The organism is Kitasatospora setae KM-6054 (assembly GCF_000269985.1).
In the GTDB taxonomy this organism is placed as follows: Bacteria; Actinomycetota; Actinomycetes; order Streptomycetales; family Streptomycetaceae; genus Kitasatospora; species Kitasatospora setae.
In genome coordinates this window covers 3579179-3604455 of record NC_016109.1, presented here as the reverse complement: position 1 = coordinate 3604455, position 25277 = coordinate 3579179, and the positions used below count along the sequence as shown (strand labels likewise).

Here is a 25277-nt window from a genome sequence, read left to right as displayed (position 1 = left end):
CCAGCCCCGGTGCCTGCGCGCCGGGGCTCTCGAGTTTTCCGGGGTTCGCTTCCTGGGGTCCGCGGCGTTGGATGGTCGACTTCTCGAAGGTCGGCCCGACTTCGACATCACGGAAGGAGGCGTAAGCCTATGGCCAGGCCCGACAAGGCTGCCGACGTCGCCGAGATCACGGACAAGTTCCGTGCCTCCAGCGCCGCCGTTCTGACCGAGTACCGCGGTCTCACGGTGAAGCAGCTGAAGACGCTTCGTCGCTCGCTCGGCGGCAACGCCGATTACGCCGTGGTGAAGAACACGCTGACCAAGATCGCGGCCAACGAGGCCGGGATCTCCGAGCTGGACGACCTGTTCGCCGGTCCGACGGCTGTCGCCTTCGTCACCGGTGACCCGGTGGAGTCGGCGAAGGCTCTGCGTGACTTCGCCAAGGAGAACCCTGCTCTCATCATCAAGGGCGGTGTCCTTGACGGTAAGGCGCTGTCCGCCGATGAGATCAAGAAGCTCGCGGACCTCGAGTCCCGCGAGGTGCTGCTCGCCAAGCTGGCGGGCGCCCTGAAGGCCAAGCCCTCGCAGGCTGCCGCCGTCTTCCAGGCGCTCCCGTCCAAGCTCGTTCGCACCGTCGAGGCGCTGCGCGAGAAGGTCGAGCAGGGCGGTGCCGGTACTCCGGCTCCCGCCGAGGACGCGGAGTAACCACTCCCGTCCCAGCGGGCCCGTAAGCACGCCCGCCAACCCGTACATCCGGCACCTGCCGATTTAGTGGAAGGACGCCAATCATGGCGAAGCTCAGCACCGAGGACCTGCTCGAGCAGTTCGAGGGCATGACCCTGATCGAGCTCTCCGAGTTCGTCAAGGCCTTCGAGGAGAAGTTCGACGTCACCGCCGCCGCCCCGGTCGCCGTCGCCGCCGCCGGCGCCCCGGCTGCCGCCGAGGCCGTCGAGGAGCAGGACGAGTTCGACGTCATCCTCGATGGCGCCGGCGACAAGAAGATCCAGGTCATCAAGGAGGTGCGCGCCCTCACCTCCCTCGGCCTGAAGGAGGCCAAGGACCTCGTCGACACCGCCGGTGCGAAGGTTCTGGAGAAGGTCGCCAAGGACGTCGCCGAGAAGGCGAAGGCCCAGCTCGAGGGCGCTGGCGCCAAGGTCACCGTCAAGTGACTTGTCCCTCTCTCTGAGAGGTGCTCTTCCGGCCGGGCCGGCCACCCTTCGGGGTGGCCGGCCCGGCCTGCTTGCGTCCGGGGCGGCTCCCGGGCGCGCCCCCGGGGGACACGCCGGGCGTTGCTCCCGATGGCCCACGCCGGACTCGGCTCCTGTCGGTGCCCGGGGGTAGGGTGATCGCTGTCCGTCGGCCCCCGGGCGCAGGCAGCGTGTAACGCGGGGCGCGGTCCGGACGATGGGCAGTACGAGGTCCACACCCTGGTGCGGGCCTTGACGAACAGCACGCGGCGCGCGATTCTCAAGGCGCGTGCCCAAGCGGAACCGACTCCGATGCATATTCGGGGGCGGCACTGGGAAGGTTCCCGGTGACGCAGAAGTGGGTGCGACGGCCCGGCCGGTGAGGGATCACTGCCCGGGTTGTCGGTTGTACGGGAGGAGCGTCCGATTCGGTCTCCGAATCAGGGCTTGCTAGCAGTGTCGCCTTTGGCTACACTGTCCCTTTGCGCTGCCTGTTAGCTGCTCCGTGACTCGTCGCCCGGAGTGGTCCCTGTCCTGACCTGGGGTTTTCCGCCTCGGCCAAGGCCCGGCCGGTATGCGCGTAGTGAGCTCCGAGCCCTCGGAAGGACCCCCCTCTTGGCCGCGCCGCGCAACGCCTCGAACAATTCCGCATCCACCGCCCCGCTCCGCGTCTCGTTCGCGAAGATCAAGGAGCCCCTCGAGGTCCCGAACCTCCTGGCCCTGCAGACCGAGAGCTTTGACTGGCTGCTCGGGAACGCGGCCTGGAAGTCCCGGGTCGAGGCTGCCCTGGAGAGCGGTCAGGACGTCCCCACCAAGTCCGGTCTGGAGGAGATCTTCGAAGAGATCTCCCCGATCGAGGACTTCAGCGGGTCGATGTCCCTGACCTTCCGGGACCACCGTTTCGAGCCGCCGAAGAACTCCATCGACGAGTGCAAGGACCGCGACTTCACCTTCGCGGCCCCGCTCTTCGTCACCGCGGAGTTCACCAACAACGAGACCGGTGAGATCAAGTCCCAGACCGTGTTCATGGGCGACTTCCCGCTCATGACCAACAAGGGCACGTTCATCATCAACGGCACCGAGCGTGTCGTCGTGTCCCAGCTGGTGCGTTCTCCCGGCGTCTACTTCGACTCCACCCTGGACAAGGTCTCCGACAAGGACATCTTCTCCGCCAAGATCATCCCCTCCCGCGGTGCCTGGCTGGAGATGGAGATCGACAAGCGCGACATGGTCGGTGTCCGCATCGACCGCAAGCGCAAGCAGTCGGTCACCGTGCTCCTCAAGGCCCTCGGCTGGACCACCGAGATGATCCTGGAGGAGTTCGGCGAGTACGAGTCGATGCGCGCCACCCTGGAGAAGGACCACACCCAGGGCCAGGACGACGCGCTGCTCGACATCTACCGCAAGCTGCGCCCGGGCGAGCCGCCGACCCGCGAGGCCGCGCAGACGCTGTTGGAGAACCTGTACTTCAACCCGAAGCGCTACGACCTCGCCAAGGTCGGCCGGTACAAGGTGAACCGCAAGCTGGGCAACGCCGAGTCGCTCGACTCCGGCGTGCTCACCGAGCCGGACATCATCAACACCATCAAGTACCTGGTCAAGCTGCACGCCGGCGAGACCGAGTGGCGCGATGACGAGGGCCGCGACATCGTCATCGAGGTCGACGACATCGACCACTTCGGCAACCGCCGCCTGCGCAACGTCGGCGAGCTCATCCAGAACCAGGTCCGCACCGGCCTGGCCCGGATGGAGCGCGTCGTCCGCGAGCGGATGACCACCCAGGACGTCGAGGCGATCACGCCGCAGACCCTGATCAACATCCGGCCGGTCGTCGCCTCCATCAAGGAGTTCTTCGGCACCAGCCAGCTGTCGCAGTTCATGGACCAGACGAACCCGCTGTCGGGCCTGACCCACAAGCGCCGTCTGTCCGCGCTCGGCCCCGGTGGTCTGTCCCGCGAGCGGGCCGGCTTCGAGGTCCGTGACGTGCACCCCTCGCACTACGGCCGGATGTGTCCGATCGAGACCCCCGAAGGCCCGAACATCGGTCTGATCGGCTCGCTGGCCTCGTACGGCCGGGTCAACGCGTTCGGCTTCATCGAGACCCCGTACCGCAAGGTCGTCGACGGCGTGGTCACCGAGTCGGTGGACTACCTGACCGCCGACGAGGAGGACCGCTACGTCATCGCGCAGGCCAACGCCCCGCTCACCGCGGAGCTGACCTTCGCCGAGCCCCGCGTCCTGGTCCGCCGCCGCGGCGGCGAGATCGACTACATCCCCGGCACCGAGATCGACTACATGGACGTCTCGCCGCGCCAGATGGTGTCGGTCGCGACCGCCATGATCCCCTTCCTCGAGCACGACGACGCCAACCGCGCGCTGATGGGCTCGAACATGATGCGCCAGGCCGTCCCGCTGCTGCGCAGCGAGGCGCCGCTGGTCGGCACCGGCATGGAGTACCGCTGCGCCGTCGACGCCGCGGACGTCATCACCGCCGACAAGGCCGGCGTGGTGCAGGAGGTCTCGGCCGACTACGTCACCGTCGCCAACGACGACGGCACGTACAACACCTACCGGGCCGCCAAGTTCACCCGCTCCAACCAGGGCACCGCCTTCAACCAGAAGGTGCTCGTGGACGAGGGCCAGCGGGTCGAGGTCAACCAGGTGCTGGCCGACGGCCCGTGCACCGACGAGGGCGAGATGGCCCTCGGCAAGAACCTCCTCGTGGCGTTCATGTCGTGGGAGGGCCACAACTACGAGGACGCGATCATCCTGTCGCAGCGCCTCGTCCAGGACGACGTCCTCTCCTCGATCCACATCGAGGAGCACGAGGTCGACGCCCGTGACACCAAGCTGGGCCCCGAGGAGATCACCCGGGACATCCCGAACGTCTCCGAGGAGGTCCTCGCCGACCTCGACGAGCGCGGCATCATCCGGATCGGCGCCGACGTCGTCACCGGCGACATCCTGGTCGGCAAGGTCACCCCGAAGGGCGAGACCGAGCTGACCCCGGAGGAGCGCCTGCTCCGCGCGATCTTCGGCGAGAAGGCGCGCGAGGTCCGCGACACCTCGCTGAAGGTGCCGCACGGCGAGTCCGGCAAGGTCATCGGCGTCCGCGTCTTCGACCGCGAGGAGGGGGACGAGCTTCCCCCGGGCGTGAACCAGCTGGTCCGCGTCTACGTCGCGCAGAAGCGCAAGATCACCAACGGTGACAAGCTGGCCGGCCGCCACGGCAACAAGGGCGTCATCTCCAAGATCCTGCCGGTCGAGGACATGCCGTTCCTGGAGGACGGCACCCCGGTCGACATCATCCTGAACCCGCTGGGCGTCCCGTCCCGGATGAACCCGGGACAGGTCCTGGAGATCCACCTCGGCTGGCTCGCCATGCAGGGCTGGGACGTCTCCGGCCTCGCCGACGAGTGGGCCCAGCGCCTCCAGGCGATCGGCGCCGACACGGTCGAGGGCGGCACCAACCTCGCCACCCCGGTCTTCGACGGCGCCCGCGAGGACGAGATCACCGGCCTGCTGGACAACACCACCCTCACCCGTGACGGTGAGCGCCTGGTGAACTCCACCGGCAAGGCCCGGCTGTTCGACGGCCGCTCCGGCGAGCCGTTCCCGATGCCGGTCTCGGTCGGCTACATGTACATCCTCAAGCTGCACCACCTGGTCGACGACAAGCTGCACGCCCGTTCGACCGGCCCGTACTCGATGATCACCCAGCAGCCGCTCGGTGGTAAGGCGCAGTTCGGTGGTCAGCGCTTCGGTGAGATGGAGGTGTGGGCCCTCGAGGCGTACGGCGCGGCCTACGCGCTGCAGGAGCTGCTCACCATCAAGTCCGACGACGTCCTGGGCCGCGTGAAGGTCTACGAGGCGATCGTCAAGGGCGAGAACATCCCCGAGCCCGGCATTCCCGAGTCCTTCAAGGTCCTCATCAAGGAAATGCAGTCGCTCTGCCTCAACGTGGAGGTGCTGTCCTCGGACGGCCAGTCCATCGAGATGCGCGACAGCGACGAGGACGTGTTCCGCGCCGCCGAGGAGCTCGGCATTGACCTGTCCCGGCGCGAGCCGAGCAGCGTCGAAGAGGTCTGACGGAGGCCGGGCCGGCCCGGTGTGGAACACCGGGCCGGCCCAGCCCCCAGGCCCCCCTCAGACCAACAGACAGACTCTCGAATCACGAAAGAGGGCTTGACGACCAGTGCTTGACGTCAACTTCTTCGACGAGCTCCGCATCGGACTGGCCACCGCCGACGACATCCGCCAGTGGTCGCACGGCGAGGTGAAGAAGCCGGAGACCATCAACTACCGCACGCTGAAGCCGGAAAAGGACGGCCTCTTCTGCGAGAAGATCTTCGGTCCCACCCGGGACTGGGAGTGCTACTGCGGCAAGTACAAGCGCGTCCGCTTCAAGGGCATCATCTGTGAGCGCTGCGGCGTCGAGGTGACCCGCGCCAAGGTGCGCCGCGAGCGGATGGGCCACATCGAGCTGGCCGCCCCGGTCACCCACATCTGGTACTTCAAGGGTGTCCCGTCCCGCCTGGGCTACCTGCTGGACCTGGCGCCGAAGGACCTCGAGAAGGTCATCTACTTCGCCGCCTACATGATCACCTGGGTCGACGACGAGCGCCGCCAGCGCGACCTGCCGTCCCTGGAGGCGCACGTCTCGGTCGAGCGGCAGCAGATCGAGAACCGCCGCGACTCCGACCTGGAGGCCCGGGCCAAGAAGGCCGAGTCCGACCTGGCCGAGCTGGAGGCCGAGGGCGCCAAGGCCGACGTGCGCCGCAAGGTGCGCGAGGGCGCCGAGCGCGAGATGAAGCAGCTGCGCGACCGCACGCAGCGCGAGATCGACCGCCTCGACGAGGTCTGGAGCCGGTTCAAGAACCTCAAGGTCCAGGACCTGGAGGGCGACGAGCTGCTCTACCGCGAGCTGCGCGACCGCTTCGGCACCTACTTCTCCGGCTCGATGGGCGCCGCGGCCCTCAAGGACCGCCTGGAGTCCTTCGACCTGGGCGAGGAGGCCGAGCGCCTCCGCGAGATCATCCGCACCGGCAAGGGCCAGAAGAAGACCCGCGCGCTCAAGCGCCTCAAGGTCGTCTCCGCCTTCCTGCAGACCAGCAACAAGCCCAAGGGCATGGTGCTCGACTGCGTCCCGGTGATCCCGCCGGACCTGCGCCCGATGGTCCAGCTCGACGGTGGCCGCTTCGCCACCTCCGACCTGAACGACCTGTACCGCCGCGTCATCAACCGCAACAACCGCCTGAAGCGGCTTCTCGACCTCGGCGCGCCCGAGATCATCGTGAACAACGAGAAGCGCATGCTCCAGGAGGCCGTCGACGCGCTCTTCGACAACGGCCGCCGCGGCCGCCCGGTCACGGGCCCCGGCAACCGTCCGCTGAAGTCGCTGTCCGACATGCTCAAGGGCAAGCAGGGCCGCTTCCGCCAGAACCTGCTCGGCAAGCGCGTCGACTACTCGGCCCGTTCGGTCATCGTCGTCGGCCCGCAGCTCAAGCTGCACCAGTGCGGCCTGCCGAAGGCCATGGCGCTGGAGCTCTTCAAGCCGTTCGTGATGAAGCGCCTGGTCGACCTGAACCACGCGCAGAACATCAAGTCGGCCAAGCGCATGGTCGAGCGCGCCCGCCCCGTGGTGTGGGACGTCCTCGAAGAGGTCATCGCCGAGCACCCGGTGCTGCTGAACCGCGCGCCCACCCTGCACCGCCTCGGCATCCAGGCCTTCGAGCCGCAGCTGGTCGAGGGCAAGGCCATCCAGATCCACCCGCTCGTCTGCACCGCGTTCAACGCGGACTTCGACGGCGACCAGATGGCCGTCCACCTGCCGCTCTCCGCGGAGGCGCAGGCCGAGGCCCGCATCCTGATGCTGTCCTCGAACAACATCCTGAAGCCGGCCGACGGTCGCCCCGTCACCATGCCGACCCAGGACATGGTGCTGGGCCTGTTCTTCCTCACCTCGGACCGCGAGGAGGTCAAGGGCAAGGGCCGCTCCTTCTCCTCGACCGCCGAGGCGATCATGGCCTTCGACGCCCGCGAGCTGGACGTCCAGGCCACCATCGACCTGCGCCTGGCCGCCGGCACCGTCCCGCCCCGCGGCTGGACCCCGCCGGTGGACGAGGACGGGCAGCCGACCTGGCACGAGGGCGAGCCGTTCCGGATCACCACCACGCTGGGGCGCGCGCTCTTCAACGAGCTGCTGCCCGAGGACTACCCGTTCGTCGACTACGAGGTCGGCAAGAAGCAGCTCTCGGCGATCGTCAACGACCTCGCCGAGCGCTACCCGAAGGTCGTCGTCGCCGCGGCGCTCGACAACCTGAAGGCGGCCGGCTTCCACTGGTCGACCCGTTCGGGCGTCACCGTCTCGATCTCGGACGTCATCGTCCCGCCGAGCAAGCCCGCCATCCTGGAGGGCTACGAGGCGCAGGCGGAGAAGGTCCAGCGCCAGTACGAGCGCGGTCTGATCACCGACAACGAGCGCAAGTCCGAGCTCATCGGCATCTGGACCCGCGCGACCAACGAGGTCGCCGACGCGATGGCCGCGAACTTCCCGAAGACGAACCCCATCTTCATGATGGTCGACTCGGGCGCCCGCGGAAACATGATGCAGATGCGTCAGATCGCCGGTATGCGTGGCCTCGTGTCGAACGCGAAGAACGAGACCATCGCCCGTCCGATCAAGGCCTCGTTCCGTGAGGGCCTGTCCGTGCTGGAGTACTTCATCTCCACCCACGGTGCCCGCAAGGGTCTGGCCGACACCGCGCTGCGCACCGCCGACTCGGGTTACCTGACCCGTCGTCTGGTGGACGTCTCGCAGGACGTGATCATCCGCGAGGAGGACTGCGGCACCGAGCGCGGCCTCAAGCTGACGATCGGCTCGGTCGGCGCGGACGGCGTGCTGCGCAAGGCCGACGACGTCGAGACCAGCGTCTACGCCCGCATGCTCGCCGAGGACATCACCGTCGACGGCAAGCTGATCGCCACCGCCAACACCGACCTCGGCGACGTCCTGATGGACGAGCTGATCCGGCACGGCGTGAGCTCGGTCAAGGTCCGCTCGATCCTGACCTGCGAGTCCGCGGTCGGCACCTGTGCCTTCTGCTACGGCCGCTCGCTGGCCACCGGCAAGCTGGTCGACATCGGTGAGGCGGTCGGCATCATCGCCGCCCAGTCCATCGGTGAGCCCGGCACCCAGCTGACCATGCGCACCTTCCACACCGGTGGTGTGGCCGGTGACGACATCACCCAGGGTCTGCCGCGTGTCGTCGAGCTCTTCGAGGCCCGCACCCCCAAGGGTGTGGCCCCGATCTCGGAGGCGCAGGGCCGCGTCCGGATCGAGGACACCGAGAAGACCCGCAAGGTCGTCGTCACCCCCGACGACGGCTCGGACGAGATCGCCTACCCGGTCTCCAAGCGCGTCAAGCTGCTGGTCAGCGAGGGCGAGGCGGTCGAGGTCGGCCAGAAGCTGACCGTCGGCGCGACCAACCCGCACGACGTGCTGCGCATCATGGGCCAGCGGGCCGTCCAGATCCACCTGGTCGCCGAGGTCCAGAAGGTCTACAACTCGCAGGGCGTGTCGATCCACGACAAGCACATCGAGATCATCATCCGGCAGATGCTCCGCCGCGTGACGATCATCGAGTCGGGCGACGCCGAGCTGCTCCCGGGCGAGCTCGTCGAGCGCGGCCGCTTCGAGCAGGAGAACCGTCGCGTGGTCTCCGAGGGCGGCCACCCCGCCTCCGGCCGTCCGCAGCTGATGGGTATCACCAAGGCCTCGCTGGCCACCGAGTCCTGGCTGTCGGCCGCCTCCTTCCAGGAGACGACCCGGGTCCTCACCGACGCGGCGATCCACGCCAAGTCGGACCCGCTGCTGGGCCTCAAGGAGAACGTCATCCTCGGCAAGCTCATCCCGGCCGGTACGGGTCTGCCCCGCTACCGCAACATCCGGGTCGAGCCGACCGAGGAGGCCAAGGCCGCGATGTACTCGGCCGTCGGCTACGACGACTACGACCTGTCGCCGTTCGGCGCGGGCTCCGGTCAGGCCGTCCCGCTGGACGACTACGACTACGGCCCGTACACCGGCTGATCGGCCACCGGCTGTACCGCAGGGCGGCCACCCCACTCGGGGTGGCCGCCCTGCGGCGTTCCCACTAGGGGATCCCCCTGGGGGCGGAGGTGCCGGGACCACTCTCGGGAGGGAGGCGGGGAGCGGGCCCCGGAGGGGAGACTCGGGGGGTCGAAAGGGGGCCGCGGTGAAGCGGTGGGCGGGAGCGGTGGCCGTCGTCGGGCTGCTGGCGGTCGGGGCGGTCGGCTGCGGGCCGTGGGAGTCGGAGCAGCACCGGACGGTGTCGTACGAGGTGACCGGACCGGTCACCGAGCTGCGGGTGGACGGCGACACCGGGGGGATCCGGGTGACGGCCGGGGACGGGCCGGCCCAGGTGGTGGAGAAGCGCAGCTGGCGGGAGCGGGAGCCGCAGGCCGTGCACACGCTCGCGGACGGGGTGCTGCAGCTGACGTACTCCTGCTCGGACTGCGGGGTGGACTACCAGGTGCGGGTGCCGGCCGGGACGAAGCTGCGGCTGGTCACCGACACCGGGGACGTCCGGGTGCGGGACGTCACCGGGGACGTCGAGGTGAAGGTGGACACCGGCGGGATCGACGCGCAGGGGCTGGGCGGCGGGAGCGTCCGGCTGCGGTCCGGCACCGGCGACGTGTCGGCCGGCTTCACGGCCGCGCCCACCGCCGCCGAGGTGCGCTCCGACACGGGCAGCGTCGGGCTGACGGTGCCCGCCGGGCAGCCCTATGCGGTGGACGCGCACACCGACACCGGCGACTCCCGGGTGTCCGTCCCGACCCAGGCCGGCGCCGCCCGGACGCTGGTCGCGCGGACCGGCACCGGGAACGTCCGGGTCAGTACCGGTTGACCGCGGGCGGGCGGGCCTGCCGTGGCCGGCGGCGGTCGGCCGGCCGATCGCCAACTGTCGGCGCCAGGGCATAGGTTGGGCGTTGTCGGCAGGTGGCGAGGGCCCCGCCGGCACCCCCCCCGAACTCTGTGCCCGAAAGGGGCGTCGGCCATGTCTGCCACCGTTTCCGCGGACCCGCAGGTGACCTACCTGGAACTCTCCGAGGACGAGGGGAGTGCCCACAAGTTCTACGAAGTCACGGTCAAGGAAGCCGAGTTGACGATCCGCTACGGCCGGATCGGCGAACCGGGCACCACCAAGACCACGGTCTGCGCGAGTCCCGAGAAGGCCGCCGCGCAGGCGGCGAAGAAGATCGGCGAGAAGGTCCGCAAGGGCTACGCCCCGGCCGTCCGGGGCGTGCGCCAGCGCCGCTCGGTGACCCGCCGGCAGATCACCTCCACCCGCTCGACCGCCACCCAGGCGCCGCTGCTGTGGCGCTTCCGCTCCGGCTCGCCCGCGTTCGGCGTGTACGTCGGCGAGGAGCACGCCTGGGTCGGCAACGAGCAGGGCGACGTCTACACGCTGACCACCGACGGGCGGGTCACCGGCCGGTTCGGGCTGCCCGACGGCGTCAAGTGCATCGTCGCCGACGACTGGTGGATCTACGCGGGCTGCGACGACGGCAAGGTGTACGACCTCGGCGGCAAGGTGCCCCGGGTGGCGTACGAGATCGCCCAGGACGTCGACATCTACTGGCTGGACATCCACGACGGCGTGCTCGGCGTCGCCGACGAGCGCGGCGGCCTGACCACCGTCGACCACGAGGACGAGTTCCAGTGGCGGCGCAACGCCCAGGGCTCGTCCGGCTGGATGGTGCGCTGCGACGCCGAGTCGGTCTACCACGGCTGGTCGGCGGGCGTCGCCCGGTACGCCAAGCGCGGCGGCGACCAGCTCTGGCACACCCGGACCAAGGGCTCGGTGCTGTTCGGCTGGCAGGAGCGGGACGAGGTGTTCGCCGGCACCTCGCAGGGCTGGGTGCACCGGCTGCGCAAGGCCGACGGCTCGGAGGCCGCCGCGTACAAGTGCGACGCCGCGGTGTTCTCCTGCGCGGCCTCCCCCGACGGGGAGTTCGTGTTCGCCGGCGACAACCACTCGTCCGTCTACTGCTTCGCCGCCGACGGCACCCGGCTGTGGAAGCTCGGCACCGGCTGCGGCTCGGCGTACAGCATGCAGTACCGCGACGGGCGGCTCTACCTGGTCACCACCGACGGCTCGCTGGCCTGCCTGGACGCCTCGCAGGGCGCCGTGCTGGCCGCTGAGCAGGGCACCCTGCCGACCACCGCCGAGGTGAGCGGCGCGGGCGTCGAGCGGGTCGCCGCGGGCGCCGAGCTGGAGACGGTCAGCGTCGACGCGGCGGCGAGCGGCGGCGGCGTCGAGGTGGAGTGCGTCGCCGAGGGCGGCCGGCTGCGGGTGCGGGTGGTCACCCCCGGCTACGACGCGACGATGCGGGTGCAGTTCCCGAAGGACGTCCGGGTCGCCGGGGCGCGCTACCTGGTCGCCGAGGTGCGGCGCTCCGAGTCCGGCGGGTTCTACCGGGCCCGCGGCGAGATCAAGCGGCTGCTGTGACGCCCTGACCGTCGGGCAGGGGGCGCTCCCGGTCGGGGGCGCCCCCGCGCGCGTGCGGGAGGGGCCCGCGGCGGCCGACCGACGATGCGAGAGGATGCCCGGCATGGGGACGTGGGGGAGAACGGCGCGGGACGAGCCGGACCTGCGGGGGCGAGGCCGGGGCTGGGGCCGGTGGCGGCGGGCGGACGGGCTGCTGGCCTGGTGCCGGGCCCGGCCCTGGGCGCTCGACGGGCCGCTGGTGGCGCTCGCCGTCGGCGTCTCGCTCTGGGGCGTCCACGACGACCCGTACGACGCCGAACGGCAGTGGTGGGCCTACGCGCTGGCACTCGCCGGCTCGCTGCCGCTGTGCCTGCGCCGGCGCGCGCCCTGGCCGGTGCTGCTGGCCTGCGCGGTGCCCACCGCGCTGCTCTCGGTGGTCGCGCACTTCGCGATGCCGCAGATCCAGGTCGCGATGGCGGTCGCCGTCTACACCGTCGCCGACCGCGGCCGGGACTGGCAGCGCGCCGTGCTGCTGGCCAGCACGGTGCTCGGCAACGTGTTCGGCACCCGTTCCTTCGGCGGCATGCTGTTCAGCCTGGTGGTGTCCGTCGGCAGCTTCGCGCTCGGCTCGCTGGTGCGGGAGCTGCGGCGGCTGGCCGGCGTCGAGGCCGAGCGGGCCCGGCAGGCCGGGCTGCGGGCCGCCAGCGACGCCGCCCGCGCGGTCGCCGAGGAGCGGGCCCGGATCGCCCGCGAGATGCACGACATCCTGGCCCACGCGGTCTCCCTGATGGTGATCCAGGCCGAGGCCGGGCCGCTGGTGGTGCGCGGCGACCCGGACCGGGCGATCCGGGCGTTCGACGCGATCGCCGACTCCGGGCGCGACGCGATGGTCCAACTCCGGCGGGTGCTCGGCGTCCTGAAGGAACAGGGCGCCGCGCCCGCGCTCGCCCCGCAGCCCCGGCTGGCGGAACTCGCGGACGTGCTGCAGCGGGTGCGCGACTCCGGCATCGCCGTGGACGCCGAGATCGAGGAGGCCGGGCCCGCCGAGGTCCAGGCGGCGGCCTTCCGGATCGTCCAGGAGGCCCTCACCAACGTGGTCAAGCACGCCGGCGCCCGGCACGTCAGCGTCCGGGTCGCCGTCCGGGGCGGTGGGCCGGGAGCCGGGCCGGGCGGGGCGCGGCTCACCGTCGAGGTCGCCGACGACGGCACCGGACCGGCGCCCGTCCCGGTCGGCGCGGGCGTCGACGGGCGCTCCGGCGGGCGCGGCCTGCTCTCCATCCGGGAACGCGCGGCGGCCTGCGGCGGCAGCGCCGAGACCGGCCCGCGGACCGACCGGCCCGGCTACCGGGTGGCCGCCGTGCTGCCGCTCGGCGCCTGACCGCTCGGTGCCTGACCGCTCGACGCCCGACCGAACCGCGACCACAGCCGAATCCGCGAGAGGGGAAGAAGAGTTGACCATCCGAGTGGTGATCGCCGACGACCAGGAGCTGGTCCGGGCCGGCTTCGGCATGATCCTCGACGCCCAGCCCGACATCGAGGTCGTCGCCGAGGCGGGCGACGGGCGGCAGGCGGTCGACGCCGTCCGCGAGCACGCCCCGGACGTCCTGCTGCTGGACGTCCGGATGCCCGTCATGGACGGCCTGGAGGCCGCGCGCCGGGTCTGCGCCGAGCACCCCGCCTGCAAGGTGATCATGCTCACCACCTTCGACGTCGACGACTACGTCTTCGACGCGCTGTACGCCGGGGCCAGCGGCTTCCTGCTCAAGGACGTCCGCCGCGACGACCTCGTCCACGCCGTCCGGGTCGTCGACTCCGGCGAGGCGCTGCTCGCCCCGTCCGTCACCCGCCGGGTCATCGGCGAGGTCACCGCCCGCAAGGCGGCCGGCGCGGCGGCCGTGCCCCGGCCGCTCGGCCGGCTGCTGGAGTCGCTCACCGGGCGGGAGGCGGAGACGTTGAAGCTGGTCGCCCGCGGCATGTCCAACGCGGAGATCGCGGCCGAACTGGTGGTCAGCGAGCACACCGTCAAGACGCACGTCAGCAACCTGCTGCAGAAGCTGGGGCTGCGCGACCGGGTGCACGCGGTGGTGTTCGCGTACGAGGCGGGGGCGGTGACGGCGGGGGAGTGGCCGCAGCCCTGACCGGACCCCGACGGCACCCCCGACGGCACCCCCGACCCGGCCCTTACTCCCCGGGAGGGAGGCCCGGTTCTCACCGGCGCGGGGGAGGTGCGGCGCGCCCCGGCCCGACAGGGTGGAGGACGTCGGGAAGGCAACTCCCAGGAGGGGACGGGCAGATGGTGACGGGACGTCGGGCGCTGGGTTGGTCGGCGGGGCTGATGGCGGTGTACGGAGTGGTGCGGCTGCTGCCGGGCTCGCGCGGCGTGGGCGCCGGGTGGACGGTGGGGCACCTGGCGCTGGGCGCCGCGCTGGCGCTGCTGGCCGCGGGGCTGCGGGAGCTGTGGCGGCTGGGCGGCCGCCGCCCGGTGTGGGGGCGGGTCTGGCTGGCGGCGGGCTGGGCCGGCGCCGGGGCGGGGCTGGCGCAGACCGGCATCGACCTGTACGCGAACGCCGTCGCCGCGGACCGGGAGGCCCGCTCGGCGGTGTTCGACCGGGTGCAGGCGGTGCCCGGGGTGCTGCCGCTGGTGTACACGGTGGTGCCGCTGCTGCTGTACGTCGGCCTGCTCGGGCTGCTGACCCGGCTGGCGGTGCGCCGGGCGGTGCCGTGGTGGAGTCCGGTGCTGGTGCTGGCGGGCACGCTGGTGACGGGGGCGGCGCTGGACTACCTGGCGGTCGGCGCCGGGCTGTACCTGGCGGCCTTCCTGCCGGTGATAACCGGTGGCCGCGCGCGGCCGCGGGCCGTACCGTCCGGGGCATGACTGGGAAGCGGCCGCTGGTGGCGGTCTTGACGGGCGCGGGCATCTCCACGGACTCGGGAATCCCCGACTACCGCGGCCCGCGCGGACTCTGGCAGCGCGACCCGAGCGCGCAGGAGCTGGTGACCATCGGCCCCTACCTGGCCGACCCCGACGTCCGCCGCCGGGCCTGGCTGATGCGGCGGGACGCCGGCGCGATCGGCGCCGAGCCCAACGCGGGCCACCGGGCGCTCGCCGAACTGGAGCGCTCCGGCGTCCCGATGCGGGTGCTCACCCAGAACGTCGACGGGCTGCACCAGGCCGCCGGGCTCCCGGCGCGCAAGGTGATCGAACTGCACGGCACCGCCACCGAGGTGCAGTGCGCGGACTGCGCGGCGCCCGGCCCGATGGCGGCCGCCCTGGACCGGGTCGCCGCCGGCGAGGACGACCCGGACTGCGAGCACTGCGGCGGCGTGCTGCGCCCGCGCACCGTGATGTTCGGCGAGGGGCTCGACCCGTGGGTGCTGGAGCAGGCCGACGCGATCGCCAAGAACTGCCAGGTCTTCCTGGCCGTCGGCAGCTCGCTCCAGGTGCACCCCGCCGCGCTGCTGCCGCGCATCGCGCTGGAGCACGGCGCCCGGCTGATCGTCGTCAACGGCGAGCCCACGGCGTACGACGAGGCCGCGCACGAGGTGATCCGGACCCCGATCTCGCGGGCGCTCCCCGAGCTGGTGGCCCGCCTGGTCGACGGCGACCTCGCCGCGCGCTGACCCGCCGGGCCCCCTCGAACCCGCCGCCAGCCGGTTCGAGGGGGCCCGGCGGCCCGGCTCACTGCCAGGCGACCAGCCGCAGGACGCTCTTCTCGCTCGCCGACGGCGTGCTGGCGGGGATGTCCGCGACCTTGGCCGGCTGGGCGCCCGGCGTCGTCAGGTCGAGCCGGTAGAGCGAGCCGACGGTGCCCTGGAAGGACAGGAACGCGAGCGACTTGCGGTCCGGGGAGAGCACCACGTCGCGGTTCTTCCGGTCGGTCTCCGGCACCAGGGTGTCGACGCCGGCCACCTGCTCCAGATCGGGCGAGAACCTGACCCGCAGCAGCGACGTGGTGGTGAGGCAGAGCAGCGACGAGTCGTCGGACCACACCTGCGGGGCGCAGCGGTGCGGGGTGGCGGGGTCCTTGAAGGTGCTGTCCGGCAGCCGCACCTCGTGCGGGCTGTTCAGGTAGTCCAGGCCCTCCTTCACCTCCTCCGGGCGCCAGAGCAGCAGGGTGGTGCTGTAGCGAGAGCCGCTGACCGCGACGGTGCCGGACGGGTTGACCGCCGTCGCGTCGTCGCCCACGGTGGCGGGCAGGACCGTCCACGGGCGGTCCCCGGCGAGGACGAACGGCGACCGGCCGGCCGTCGCCCGCTTGACCGGGTCGGCCTCGGACTTCGCCGCGTCCAGCGTCACGACCTGCTTGTCGACGGTGCTGAACCACAGCGTCGAGGTGCCCGGTTGGAAGAGCGGGTGGGTGTCCTTCGGCGCCGAGGCGTACCCGCTGTCCTGCTTGCGCGGCAGCGGCCCGTCGGGGCCCTTGAACGCGGTGGCGACCGTGCCGGTGCCGCCCGGGCCCGGCACGGTGCCGGCCAGCAGGCTGAAGTCCCGGTTGAAGGACTGCCGCATGGTGTCGGTGGCCATGTCGTCGATGCCCGCGAGCACGGGGTCGGCGTTGCGGCAGACCCCGGCGGACTCGGCCTTGGACGGCAGCAGGAACACCCGGTGGTCGAGGTTGGCGCCGCCCTGCATCGCGTACGAGCCCACGGTGACGGTCTGCGTGTAATCGCCGTACCCGCCCTTGTCGTCCTTGCGCCGGTCGCACCAGACGACCACCGCCGCGTCGCCGGTCTTCAACCCCGCCCCGGACGCCTCCGGCGGCGCACCGTTCTGCGTCCCGCCCTGCGTCGCACCCTGCGCGCCGCCCGGGGTGCCGGACGCCTGGCCCGGCGCGGGCGAGCCGGCCAGGGTGTCGAGCGGCCCCGGCGAGGAACTGCACGCGGCGAGCGCCAGCGCGAGCGCGGCGACGGCGGCGACTCTCCGTCCGTGCACGGTGGTTGAAGACATGTCAGGCCCCCCTGAAAGACGATCGGAAACGGCCGCCGGAAGTGATCACCGGACGACCGCGACGAAGGTAGCAGTGGCCGTCCCCGTCGTGCGCGGGTTCTTCGGGTGCGGAACTGTGGCGCCCGCCACGGCGGCCCGGTCCTGCCCGGCCCGCCCGGCGCGACCCGGACGCGCGGCGAGCGGGGAGGGGCCGGCGCCGGAAACCACTTCTGCCCGGGCGCCCCGCTCGTCAGAATGGGAACCGACCGAGTCCTGTGGCGCACCGCCCCGCGAGGCCCCGGGCCGGCGCCGCCGCGCGAACCCGGCCGGCTGCCCCGCAGGTCGAGGTCCGAGAAGCCGGAAGAAGCTCCGGGGGACCGCCGAGGAGGGAGCGCGCGATGCGACGGGCGACAGGGGCGATGCTGGGGCTGGCGATCGGCGACGCGATCGGCAAGCGCACCGAGTTCCTCACCATGGCGGAGATCGGACTGCTCAGCCCCGACTGGCGGCAGCTCCCGCTCCCGAAGAAGGCCCAGGTCACCGACGACACCCAGATGACCCTGGCCCTCGCCCGCGCCCTGCGCGACGCCCTCGCCGACGGCCCGCTCGTCCCGCTGCGCCTCGAACTCCCTTTGCGCGCCGAGTTCGTGGACTGGTGGCGCTCGCCGGACAACAACCGAGCCCCCGGCATGACCTGCCTGCGCTCCTGCTTCCGGCTCTCCACCGGCGGGCCCTGGCAGGACGCCAGCGACATCGGCTCCAAGGGCTGCGGCGCCAACATGCGGGTCGCCCCGCTCGGCCTGGTCCGCGAGCTGACCGAACGCCAGGTGGCCGGCGCCGCCCAGCTGCAGTCCGGCCTCACCCACGGCCACCCCACCGCGCTCGCCGCCAGCGAGCTCACCGCCTTCACCGTCCGCTGGCTCGCCCAGGGCGTCGACCCCGCCGAACTCCCCGCCCGGCTGCGCGCCCACGCGCACGAACAGCGCACCCGCTACGACGAGTCCTGGCTCGGCGACCTCTCCTCCCGGGACCACTTCGGCTCCCCGGAGGAGTTCATCGCCCGCGGCTGGGACGAGAGCCTGCGCGCCCTCGACCGGCTCGACGCCGCCCTCGCCGCCGCCGACCCCGAGGCCGACCCGTGCGAACGCACCGGCGCCGGCTGGGTCGCCGAGGAAGCCTTCGCCAGTGCGCTGCTCTGCTTCCTGCTGATGCCCGACGACCCGGTCGCCGCGGTCCGCCGCGCGGCGGTCTCCTCCGGCGACTCCGACTCGCTCGCCTGCCTGGCCGGCGCCTTCGCCGGCGCCCACCGGGGCGCCGACGCCTGGCCCCGGGAGTGGACGGAGCGGATCGAGTACCGGAAGGAGCTGCTGGCCTTCGGGGCGCTCTGGGACTGACCCGGGCCCGGCGGCCGCCGGGCCCGGGTCAGTCGCGCTGGCGGAAGCGGGTGCGCCCGCCCGGGTCGGTCGGCGCGGGCGCGGAGGCCCGGCGCGGAGTCGGCGCGGGCGCGGGTTCGGGGGCGAGGACGGGCGCGGGCGCCGGGGCGGCGGGCAGCGGGGCGCCCGGCAGCGGGTAGCGGTCGGCCAGGGCGGCGCGGTCGCCGTGGGCGAAGGCGACCAGGTCGTCGGCGACCTGGAGGGTGGTCTCGCGGCCCTCGACCAGCGCGCACCAGTCGGCGGGCAGGCCCGCCAGGCCGTACAGCGCGCCGACCAGGTTGCCGCAGACCGCGCCGGTGGAGTCGCTGTCGCCGGAGTGGTTCACCGAGAGCACCAGGGCCGCGCGGGCGTCCGCCCCGGCCAGCGCCGCGTAGACGGCGACGGCCAGGCACTCCTCGGCGATCCAGCCGAGGCCGACCCGCTCGACGGCCTCCGCCGAGGCCGGCTCGGTCTCGGCGGTCCGGACCGCCCGGCGCAGCGCGTGCGCGGTCTCCAGCCCGGCCGGCTCCGCGTCGAGTCGGACGAGCACCGCGTCGAGGGCGGCGCGCAGCGGGGCGCCGGCGGTGACGCGGGCGATCAGTTCGGCGAAGGCACCGGCCGCCAGGTAGCCGGTGGGGTGGCCGTGGGTGAGCTGGGCGGCGACCGCCGCCTGCCGGAACGCCTCCGCCGGGGCGAGCCCGATCAGGCCGAACGGGGCCGAGCGCATCACCGTCCCGCAGCCCTTGGAGTGCGGGTTGACCGGGCCGTCCGCGCCGAACGCCGCGGCCGGCCGGTAGCTCTGCGCCACGCCGCTGGTGCACGCGTTGCCCGGGGCCCGCGAGGCGTACAGGAACGGGTGGCCGGACAGCCAGCCGTCCGGGTTCCGGACCGGCCCGGGCAGCCGCTGGGTGGCGAACCAGCGCCGGTAGGCGGCGTGCAGGTCCTCCGGGGTGCCGCCGCGCAGCAGGCCCTCCGCGGTGAACAGGGTCATCTGGGTGTCGTCGGTGACCTGCCCGCCGCGGCCGGCGTCCGCCAGGTCGGTCAGGCCGTCCGGCCCGTACTCGATCCGGATCCGGTCCAGGCGCTGGAACTCGATCGGCCAGCCCAGCGCGTCGCCCAGCGCCCCGCCGAGCAGCGCGCCCCGCACCCGGTCGGTGAGTCGTGCGAGATCCATCGGTCGTCCCCCTGTCTCCGGGGTGCCGCCGGGGCCGGTCAGCGCGCGATCCGCCCCGTGCCCCGGTGCAGGGAGGCGCGGTCGGCGGCGGCCCGGCCCTCGGCCCAGCCCTCGCCGTCGCTCACCCGCACCCGCTGCGACACCAGTTTGGGGAACATCTTGCCCACCGCGTCGTCGACGGCCTCCGCCCGGGCCGCCAGGACCGGCAGCAGGCCCCCGGCGGGGACGAGCGGCGCGCCCTCCCGACCCGGTCCGGCACCGGGGCCGGCCTCCTGGGCGGTGTCGTGCGCGCGGCCCGCCGCGGCGTCCTCGGTGGCCCGCTCGGTGGCCTCCGCCAGCCGCTCCCGGATCCGGGCCGCGTACGCCACCAGGAAGGACTGCCGGAACGCCTTGGTCCGGGCCGCGCCGTCCTTGTGCTTGCGGCTGCCCGCCCGGTGCATCGCCGCCGTCGCCTGCACCAGCAGCGAGGTGTAGAGCAGTTCGACCGCGTCCAGGTCGGCGTCGAAGCCGACCACCGTGCAGAACCCGAACTCCTTCGCCCACACCACCCGGCACCGGTTCGCCGCCGCGACCGCGTCCAGCAGCATCGTCTTGGGGCCCTCGTACGGGTTGTCCACGCCGATCCGGACCGCCGCCGGGTCGTCCGCCGACCGGCCGCCGCCCGCCGCGAGCAGCGCCTCGTCGATCGAGTGCCGGGCCATCAACTCCTGGGCCTTCGCGCTCAGCGCCTCCGCCTCGTCCGGGAACTCCGTCGACTCGGCCTTCGCCAGCAGCGCCCGGATCCGCCCCAGCATCCGCGGCTCGTCCGCGCGCGGGGCGCTCGCCCGCGGCGCCGCCGACGACCCGCCCGGCGCCGGACCCACCGGCTGCACCGGCGGCAGCAGCGACCAGGCCCGCAGCAGCTCCAGCGCCGCCGTGGCCAGCGCGAACCGGTCCAGCCGGTGCCGGGCCGCGAACTCCGGCAGGTACGCCTCGTCGGACGGCCACCAGGGGTGCGCGTCCAACTCCCGCAACTGCTCCAGCCAGCGCCGCTCCAGCGCCGCCGCCGGGTACCGCCGGCCCTCCGCCGCGATCAGGTCCACCGCCAGCGCGACCTGCACCGGAGCCAGCTCCCGCCGGGCCACCCGCACCAGGTCGGCCGGCTGCCACCCCGCCGCCCAGCACCGGCCCACCGCGCGCTCCGCCGCCCCCAGCAGCGCCCGGCTCACCGCCGGCCACCGCTCCGCGGACGCCGCCAGCAGCGACGCCGCCCCGTCCACCACGTACTCCAGCCCCCCGGCCGGCGCGCCCGCCACCCGGGCCACCGCCTCCGCCACCAGCTCGTCCACGGGCTGATCGGTGCTGGCCACGGCGCTTCCTGCTTCCTGCGGGGGACGGGGGAACGGGACGGGGGAGGGGACGCCCTCCATGATGCCGGAGCGCACCGGGAGCCCGGACCGGACCGGCTGCCGCGCTGCCGCGCGGGGCGGGGCGGGGCGGGGCGGCGCTCCGCGCGGGCTGCCGACGTCGGGTCCGCTGCCGGTGCGCCGGGCTCCCGGGGTGTCCCGTCCGCAGGCGTTCGCCGTTCCTGCGGGACGCCGTCGGCCGGGGTGTCGGCCTTGCGGGGGTGCCCCGTCCGGAAGGGCTGTCGTTCCGGACGGCGCGCGGCTACCGCTCGGTGACCTTGGCGAGGACCTCCGGCACCCGGCCGATCAGCCGGCCGGAGGCGATCCGGACGCCGAGCAGGGCCAGCGCCGTCCCGTACAGCACGCCGACCGGCAGCAGGGGCCAGGACGGGTGGTGGCCGAGGAGGAGGAAGGCGAGCAGTCCGCCGACCGGCAGGCAGAGCAGCGTGACGCCGACCAGCGAGCCGAAGGCGTTGAGCATCACCGCGCCGTTCTGCCCCGGGGCGGCGTTGCGCATCGGGTTGCCGTCGGCGGGCAGCGCGAACGGGGCGAGCACGCTGAGCAGCGAGCCGACGCCGAGCGAGGTGCCGAGGGCGGCCAGCGCCAGGCCGAGGGCGGGGGCCAGGTCGCCCCAGTCGCCGTTCAGGGCGGCGGCCGGCGGGCCGAACAGCAGCAGCACCGGCACGGCGTACAGCGCGACGGCCAGCACCCGGCCGCGCAGTTCGTCCCGGGCGTCCCGGCGGGTGGCGAGGGTGGCGCCGACCATCCAGAACCCGGAGCCGTCGCCGCCGAACAGGTTGCCGGACTGCAGGCCCAGCATCAGCCCGCCGATCGCCACCACGTACACCGAGCCCCAGCCCTGCACCGCCGACAGCACCGCGAACACCGCCGTCATGCCGATGCCGGTGAACACCGCCGCCTTCGCCCGCGGCTCGCGCCAGGCGTACCGCAGCTGCCGCTGGGCGACCGCGCCGACCCGGCCCGCGGGCAGCAGCCGCCACCAGCCCTCGGCCCGGGCGGTGGCGGCCGGCGAGGACTCCAGCAGCGTCGAGGAGTCGCCGCTGACCATCAGCTCCCGCAGGCCGCGCAGCCACCAGGCCAGCAGCCCGGCCAGCACCGCCGCGGTGAGCAGCAGCTGCCCGGCCGCGAGCAGGTACGCGCCCTCCCCGGCCGAGCGCACCGCGTCCAGCGCGGCGACCGGCGGGATCCACCGGACCACCGAGGCGTACGGGTGCAGCACCGACAGGTCGACGCCCGGCCGCGAACCGTTCAACGAGCTCTGCAGGCCCAGGTTGCCCGCCTGCGCCAGCAGCGCGAACAGCAGGCCGCCGAAGACCGCCAGGTCCTTGCCGCGCCGACTGGACAGCATCCGGGCGTTGGCCGCCCCGATCGCCCGGATCAGCGCGACCAGCACCAGCAGCACCAGCGGCACCGCGAGCACCGCCACCGCCGCCGAGGCCGCGCCCCGGCCGGCCGCCACCGCGCCGCCGGTCAGCAGCAGCGCGTTGGCCAGCGGGCCGGGCCCGATCAGCCCGCCCAGCAGACTTCCGCGCAGCAGCGCGGCCGGCCGCAGCGGCAGCATGGTCAGCCGGGTCGGGTCGGCGCTCTCGTCGCTGGCGAAGAAGAACAGCGGCATCGCCGCCCAGCACACCGTCAGCCCGGCCACCAGCACCGCGGCCGCGTCGGCCGCGCCCGCCCGGCCGTGCAGCGCGGCCAGCCCGAGCGCGCCGGACAGGCCGACCAGCAGCCCGGCGCACACCCCGACCACGTACCCGACGGCCATCCCCCGGCTGCGCCGCAGCCCGTTCCGGAGCAGCCGCAGCTTCAGCCCGACCAGCGCCCGGACGGCCGCCCGGTCGGCGGCGGCCCGGTCGGCGGCGGCCCGGGTGTCAGCAGCAGCGCTCACCGGTGGCCCCCGCCCAGCCAGTCGAGCGCCGGGCCGTCGTCCGCCCGGACGCCGACCAGTCCGAGGAACGCCTGGTGCAGCGAACTGCCGCCGCGCACCTCGGCGATCGGCCCGGCGGCGACCACCTGTCCGGCGTTCACCACGGCGACCCAGTCGCACAGCGACTCGACCAGCTCCATCACGTGGCTGGAGAACACCACGGTCGAGCCGGAGGCGGCGTACCGGGTCAGCACCGCGCGGATGGTCTGCGCGGAGACCGGGTCGACGCCCTCGAACGGCTCGTCCAGGAACAGCACGTCGGGGTTGTGCAGCAACGCGGCGGCCAGGCCGATCTTCTTGCGCATGCCGGTGGAGTAGTCGGCGACCAGCCTGTCGGCGGCGCCGGCCAGGTCCAGCACGGCCAGCAGCTCCTCGGCCCGCCGGTCGGTCTCGGCGCCGGGCAGGCCGCGCGACCGGCCGTTGAAGCGCAGCAGTTCGCGCCCGTTGAGCCGCTCGAACATCCGCAGGCCCTCCGGCAGGATGCCGATCCGGGCCTTCACCGCGACCGGGTCGCGCCAGACGTCCGCGCCGTGCACCAGCACCGTCCCGCGGTCCGGCCGGAGCAGTCCGGTGACCATCGACAGCGTGGTGGTCTTGCCGGCCCCGTTCGGCCCGACCAGGCCGATGAACGAGCCGGCGGGCAGGTCCAGGCTCAGTCCGGCGACGGCGGTCCGCGCGCCGAAGCGCTTCCACAGGTCGCGGATCGAGACGGCGGGCGGCGGGGTGGTCGCCTCCATGGCGGGGGGCCTCCAAGTCGACGGCGGTCGAGGGCGGTTCGTGAACGGACGGGGTGGTGCGGGCGGGGTTCGGGGGCGACCCGGTGATCGTTCTCCCCTCCCGCACATCCCCCGTTCGGCGGTGCGCCACGCATTCCCCGCCGCTCCCGGCAACTACCCGCCCCCGCCGTTCGTCCTGCATGCTGGGAGCACGCGCAGCACGGGGAAGGGGAGGTGGCCGCGGTGGCAGGTCAATGGGGGCCGCCGGCGCCGTACGGGCAGCAGCCCTGGCAGCCGGCGCCGACGCCGCAGTCCGCGATGCGGGCGGCCAACACCGACCGCGAGCGGACCATCGACGTGCTCAAGGCCGCGTACGTCGAGGGCCGGCTGACCGCCGCCGAGTACGAGCAGCGGATGGCGGCCGCGCACCAGGCCGCGACCTACGGGCAGTTGACCGCGCTGGTGGCGGACCTGCCGGCCGGTCCGATGGTGCAGCCGCTCGCCCCGCCGCCGCCGGCCGTCGTCGCGGTGCCGGTGATGCCGGCGGTGCCGCACACCTTCCTGCCGCCCTACCCGCCCCCGCCGCCCGCCGCCCCGCAGAACGGCCTGGCGGTGGCCTCGCTGACGCTCGGCTGCCTGACCATGGTCACCGTCGGCCTGACCGGGCTGCCCGCCGTGATCACCGGCCACCTGGCCCGGAAGCGGATCCGGGCCACCGGCGAGTCCGGCGACAGCCTGGCGGTGGTGGGTCTGGCGCTGGGCTGGTTCTCGGTGGCCGGCTGGGCGTTGATGATCCTGCTCATGGTGCTGGCGGCGGCCTCGGGGAGCTGACCCGGGGCCGGCGCGCCCCGCGCGGCGGCCCGATCCCTTGCCCCGCCGGGTGGCGTGCCCGCCCGGGCGCGCTCCATTTGTTTTGACCGCCGCCTGTGCGCTAGGTACGCTCTGACCTTGTGCCTGGGGTGTGCCCGGGTCCTTGTGCGTGCCAGCAGATCGGCCGCCGTAGCGGAGACTCCACCCGCTCGGTGTGTGCCGTAGCCGCAGCTCAGCTCATGGGATTCCGTGATTCTTTCCCCGAAGAAGGCCCAACACGCCCGACCGCGTGGGTCGGAGAGTGCGGGGCCACACCGCAGGTTAGTTCCACCGAGCCTTGGCACACAGAAAACGGAGAAACGGTGCCTACGATCCAGCAGCTGGTCCGAAAGGGCCGGCAGGACAAGGTCCAGAAGACCAAGACCCCCGCGCTCGAGGCCTCGCCTCAGCGCCGCGGTGTCTGCACGCGTGTGTACACGACCACCCCGAAGAAGCCGAACTCGGCTCTCCGCAAGGTCGCCCGTGTGCGCCTCACCAGCGGGATCGAGGTCACCGCTTACATTCCGGGCGAGGGCCACAACCTGCAGGAGCACTCCATCGTGCTCGTGCGTGGCGGTCGTGTGAAGGACCTGCCGGGTGTGCGTTACAAGATCATCCGCGGCGCTCTTGACACCCAGGCTGTCAAGAACCGCAAGCAGGCCCGCAGCCGCTACGGCGCCAAGAAGGAGAAGTAAGAATGCCTCGTAAGGGCCCCGCCCCGAAGCGCCCGGTCATCATCGACCCGGTCTACGGCTCCCCGCTGGTGACCTCGCTGGTCAACAAGATCCTGCTGCACGGCAAGCGCTCCACCGCCGAGCGGATCGTCTACGGCGCCCTTGAGGGCGTCCGCGAGAAGACCAGTGCCGACCCGGTGGTCGCGCTCAAGCGCGCCCTGGAGAACGTCAAGCCGACCCTCGAGGTGAAGTCCCGCCGCGTCGGTGGCGCCACCTACCAGGTGCCGGTCGAGGTCCGTCCGGGCCGCGCCAACACCCTGGCGCTGCGCTGGCTGGTCGGTTACTCCCGCGCCCGTCGCGAGAAGACCATGACCGAGCGCCTGCTCAACGAGATCCTCGACGCCAGCAACGGCCTGGGCGCTTCCGTGAAGCGTCGCGAGGACACCCACAAGATGGCCGAGTCGAACAAGGCCTTCGCGCACTACCGCTGGTAGTCCGAACCCCGTCACTAGACAGAG

Annotated in this window: 19 protein-coding genes; 14 read left to right on the top strand and 5 right to left on the bottom strand. The window is 73.0% G+C overall.

The window, feature by feature from the left end; translation table 11 throughout:
- The first annotated feature begins 129 nt into the window (after nt 1-129).
- The 10 genes from rplJ (at nt 130) to KSE_RS15760 (ending at nt 15298) form a co-directional block, all read left to right on the top strand.
- Nucleotides 130-684 (top strand): 50S ribosomal protein L10, encoded by a 555-nt coding sequence (rplJ, locus tag KSE_RS15805; protein ID WP_014136320.1) that lies wholly within the window; start codon nt 130-132, stop codon nt 682-684.
- A gap of 80 nt (nt 685-764) precedes the next feature.
- Nucleotides 765-1148 (top strand): 50S ribosomal protein L7/L12, encoded by a 384-nt coding sequence (gene rplL / locus KSE_RS15800; protein ID WP_197540758.1) that lies wholly within the window; start codon nt 765-767, stop codon nt 1146-1148.
- Between the two features lie 633 nt (nt 1149-1781).
- Nucleotides 1782-5255, top strand: a complete 3474-nt coding sequence (gene rpoB / locus KSE_RS15795) for a DNA-directed RNA polymerase subunit beta (protein ID WP_014136318.1) — start codon at nt 1782-1784, stop codon at nt 5253-5255.
- A 106-nt stretch (nt 5256-5361) separates the two neighbouring features.
- Complete coding sequence (locus KSE_RS15790; protein ID WP_014136317.1) at nt 5362-9255, top strand: DNA-directed RNA polymerase subunit beta'; 3894 nt, start codon at nt 5362-5364, stop codon at nt 9253-9255.
- Nucleotides 9256-9421: 166 nt separating this feature from the next.
- Nucleotides 9422-10093, top strand: coding sequence for a DUF4097 family beta strand repeat-containing protein (locus tag KSE_RS15785; protein WP_106973183.1), 672 nt, complete (start codon nt 9422-9424; stop codon nt 10091-10093).
- Nucleotides 10094-10243: 150 nt separating this feature from the next.
- Nucleotides 10244-11698 carry a WGR domain-containing protein gene (locus tag KSE_RS15780; RefSeq protein ID WP_033257972.1) on the top strand — a complete coding sequence of 485 codons (1455 nt, stop codon included), beginning with the start codon at nt 10244-10246 and terminating at the stop codon, nt 11696-11698.
- A gap of 103 nt (nt 11699-11801) precedes the next feature.
- Nucleotides 11802-13055, top strand: coding sequence for a sensor histidine kinase (locus KSE_RS15775; protein ID WP_051055241.1), 1254 nt, complete (start codon nt 11802-11804; stop codon nt 13053-13055).
- A 73-nt stretch (nt 13056-13128) separates the two neighbouring features.
- Nucleotides 13129-13815: a response regulator transcription factor gene (locus KSE_RS15770; protein ID WP_033257971.1), complete on the top strand. Its 687-nt coding sequence runs from the start codon at nt 13129-13131 to the stop codon at nt 13813-13815.
- Between the two features lie 155 nt (nt 13816-13970).
- Entirely contained in the window at nt 13971-14552 is a 582-nt protein-coding gene (locus KSE_RS15765; RefSeq protein WP_063747395.1) for a hypothetical protein, read from the top strand.
- Complete coding sequence (locus tag KSE_RS15760) at nt 14549-15298, top strand: SIR2 family NAD-dependent protein deacylase (RefSeq protein ID WP_033257970.1); 750 nt, start codon at nt 14549-14551, stop codon at nt 15296-15298. The genes KSE_RS15765 and KSE_RS15760 overlap by 4 nt, the downstream gene beginning before the upstream one ends.
- Before the next feature lie 58 nt (nt 15299-15356).
- On the opposite strand, the gene KSE_RS15755 is transcribed toward KSE_RS15760, so the two are convergent.
- Nucleotides 15357-16625, bottom strand: coding sequence for a hypothetical protein (locus KSE_RS15755; protein WP_148283102.1), 1269 nt, complete (start codon nt 16623-16625; stop codon nt 15357-15359).
- Between the two features lie 377 nt (nt 16626-17002).
- Between KSE_RS15755 and KSE_RS15750 the strand changes: the two genes are divergently transcribed.
- Nucleotides 17003-17998 (top strand): ADP-ribosylglycohydrolase family protein, encoded by a 996-nt coding sequence (locus KSE_RS15750; RefSeq protein WP_033257969.1) that lies wholly within the window; start codon nt 17003-17005, stop codon nt 17996-17998.
- Between the two features lie 28 nt (nt 17999-18026).
- On the opposite strand, the gene KSE_RS15745 is transcribed toward KSE_RS15750, so the two are convergent.
- The 4 genes from KSE_RS15745 to KSE_RS15730 all read right to left on the bottom strand — a co-directional run bounded on the left by KSE_RS15745 (nt 18027) and on the right by KSE_RS15730 (nt 23257).
- Nucleotides 18027-19190: an ADP-ribosylglycohydrolase family protein gene (locus KSE_RS15745; protein ID WP_014136308.1), complete on the bottom strand. Its 1164-nt coding sequence runs from the start codon at nt 19188-19190 to the stop codon at nt 18027-18029.
- 38 nt (nt 19191-19228) lie between these two features.
- Nucleotides 19229-20539, bottom strand: a complete 1311-nt coding sequence (locus tag KSE_RS15740) for a DUF2786 domain-containing protein (protein ID WP_014136307.1) — start codon at nt 20537-20539, stop codon at nt 19229-19231.
- Nucleotides 20540-20837: 298 nt separating this feature from the next.
- Nucleotides 20838-22481, bottom strand: a complete 1644-nt coding sequence (locus KSE_RS15735; protein WP_014136306.1) for a hypothetical protein — start codon at nt 22479-22481, stop codon at nt 20838-20840.
- Nucleotides 22478-23257 (bottom strand): ABC transporter ATP-binding protein, encoded by a 780-nt coding sequence (locus KSE_RS15730; RefSeq protein ID WP_014136305.1) that lies wholly within the window; start codon nt 23255-23257, stop codon nt 22478-22480. The genes KSE_RS15735 and KSE_RS15730 overlap by 4 nt, the downstream gene beginning before the upstream one ends.
- Before the next feature lie 222 nt (nt 23258-23479).
- Between KSE_RS15730 and KSE_RS15725 the strand changes: the two genes are divergently transcribed.
- From KSE_RS15725 to rpsG, 3 genes are all read left to right on the top strand, one after another.
- A complete protein-coding gene (locus tag KSE_RS15725) occupies nt 23480-24067 on the top strand; it encodes a DUF1707 and DUF4190 domain-containing protein (protein ID WP_231873175.1) in 588 nt (195 codons plus the stop codon).
- A 341-nt stretch (nt 24068-24408) separates the two neighbouring features.
- Complete coding sequence (rpsL, locus tag KSE_RS15720; protein ID WP_014136303.1) at nt 24409-24780, top strand: 30S ribosomal protein S12; 372 nt, start codon at nt 24409-24411, stop codon at nt 24778-24780.
- A 2-nt stretch (nt 24781-24782) separates the two neighbouring features.
- A complete protein-coding gene (rpsG, locus tag KSE_RS15715; protein WP_014136302.1) occupies nt 24783-25253 on the top strand; it encodes a 30S ribosomal protein S7 in 471 nt (156 codons plus the stop codon).
- The last annotated feature ends 24 nt before the right edge of the window (nt 25254-25277 follow it).

Bases quoted from the DNA above. Each gene is read 5' to 3' on its own strand.
- KSE_RS15730 (WP_014136305.1), bottom strand. From the start codon at position 23,257: ATGGAGGCGACCACCCCGCCGCCCGCCGTCTCGATCCGCGACCTGTGG.
- rplJ (WP_014136320.1), top strand. From the start codon at position 130: ATGGCCAGGCCCGACAAGGCTGCCGACGTCGCCGAGATCACGGACAAG.
- KSE_RS15750 (WP_033257969.1), top strand. From the start codon at position 17,003: ATGCGACGGGCGACAGGGGCGATGCTGGGGCTGGCGATCGGCGACGCG.
- rpsG (WP_014136302.1), top strand. From the start codon at position 24,783: ATGCCTCGTAAGGGCCCCGCCCCGAAGCGCCCGGTCATCATCGACCCG.
- KSE_RS15775 (WP_051055241.1), top strand. From the start codon at position 11,802: ATGGGGACGTGGGGGAGAACGGCGCGGGACGAGCCGGACCTGCGGGGG.
- KSE_RS15760 (WP_033257970.1), top strand. From the start codon at position 14,549: ATGACTGGGAAGCGGCCGCTGGTGGCGGTCTTGACGGGCGCGGGCATC.
- KSE_RS15780 (WP_033257972.1), top strand. From the start codon at position 10,244: ATGTCTGCCACCGTTTCCGCGGACCCGCAGGTGACCTACCTGGAACTC.
- KSE_RS15745 (WP_014136308.1), bottom strand. From the start codon at position 19,190: ATGGATCTCGCACGACTCACCGACCGGGTGCGGGGCGCGCTGCTCGGC.
- KSE_RS15765 (WP_063747395.1), top strand. From the start codon at position 13,971: ATGGTGACGGGACGTCGGGCGCTGGGTTGGTCGGCGGGGCTGATGGCG.
- KSE_RS15755 (WP_148283102.1), bottom strand. From the start codon at position 16,625: ATGTCTTCAACCACCGTGCACGGACGGAGAGTCGCCGCCGTCGCCGCG.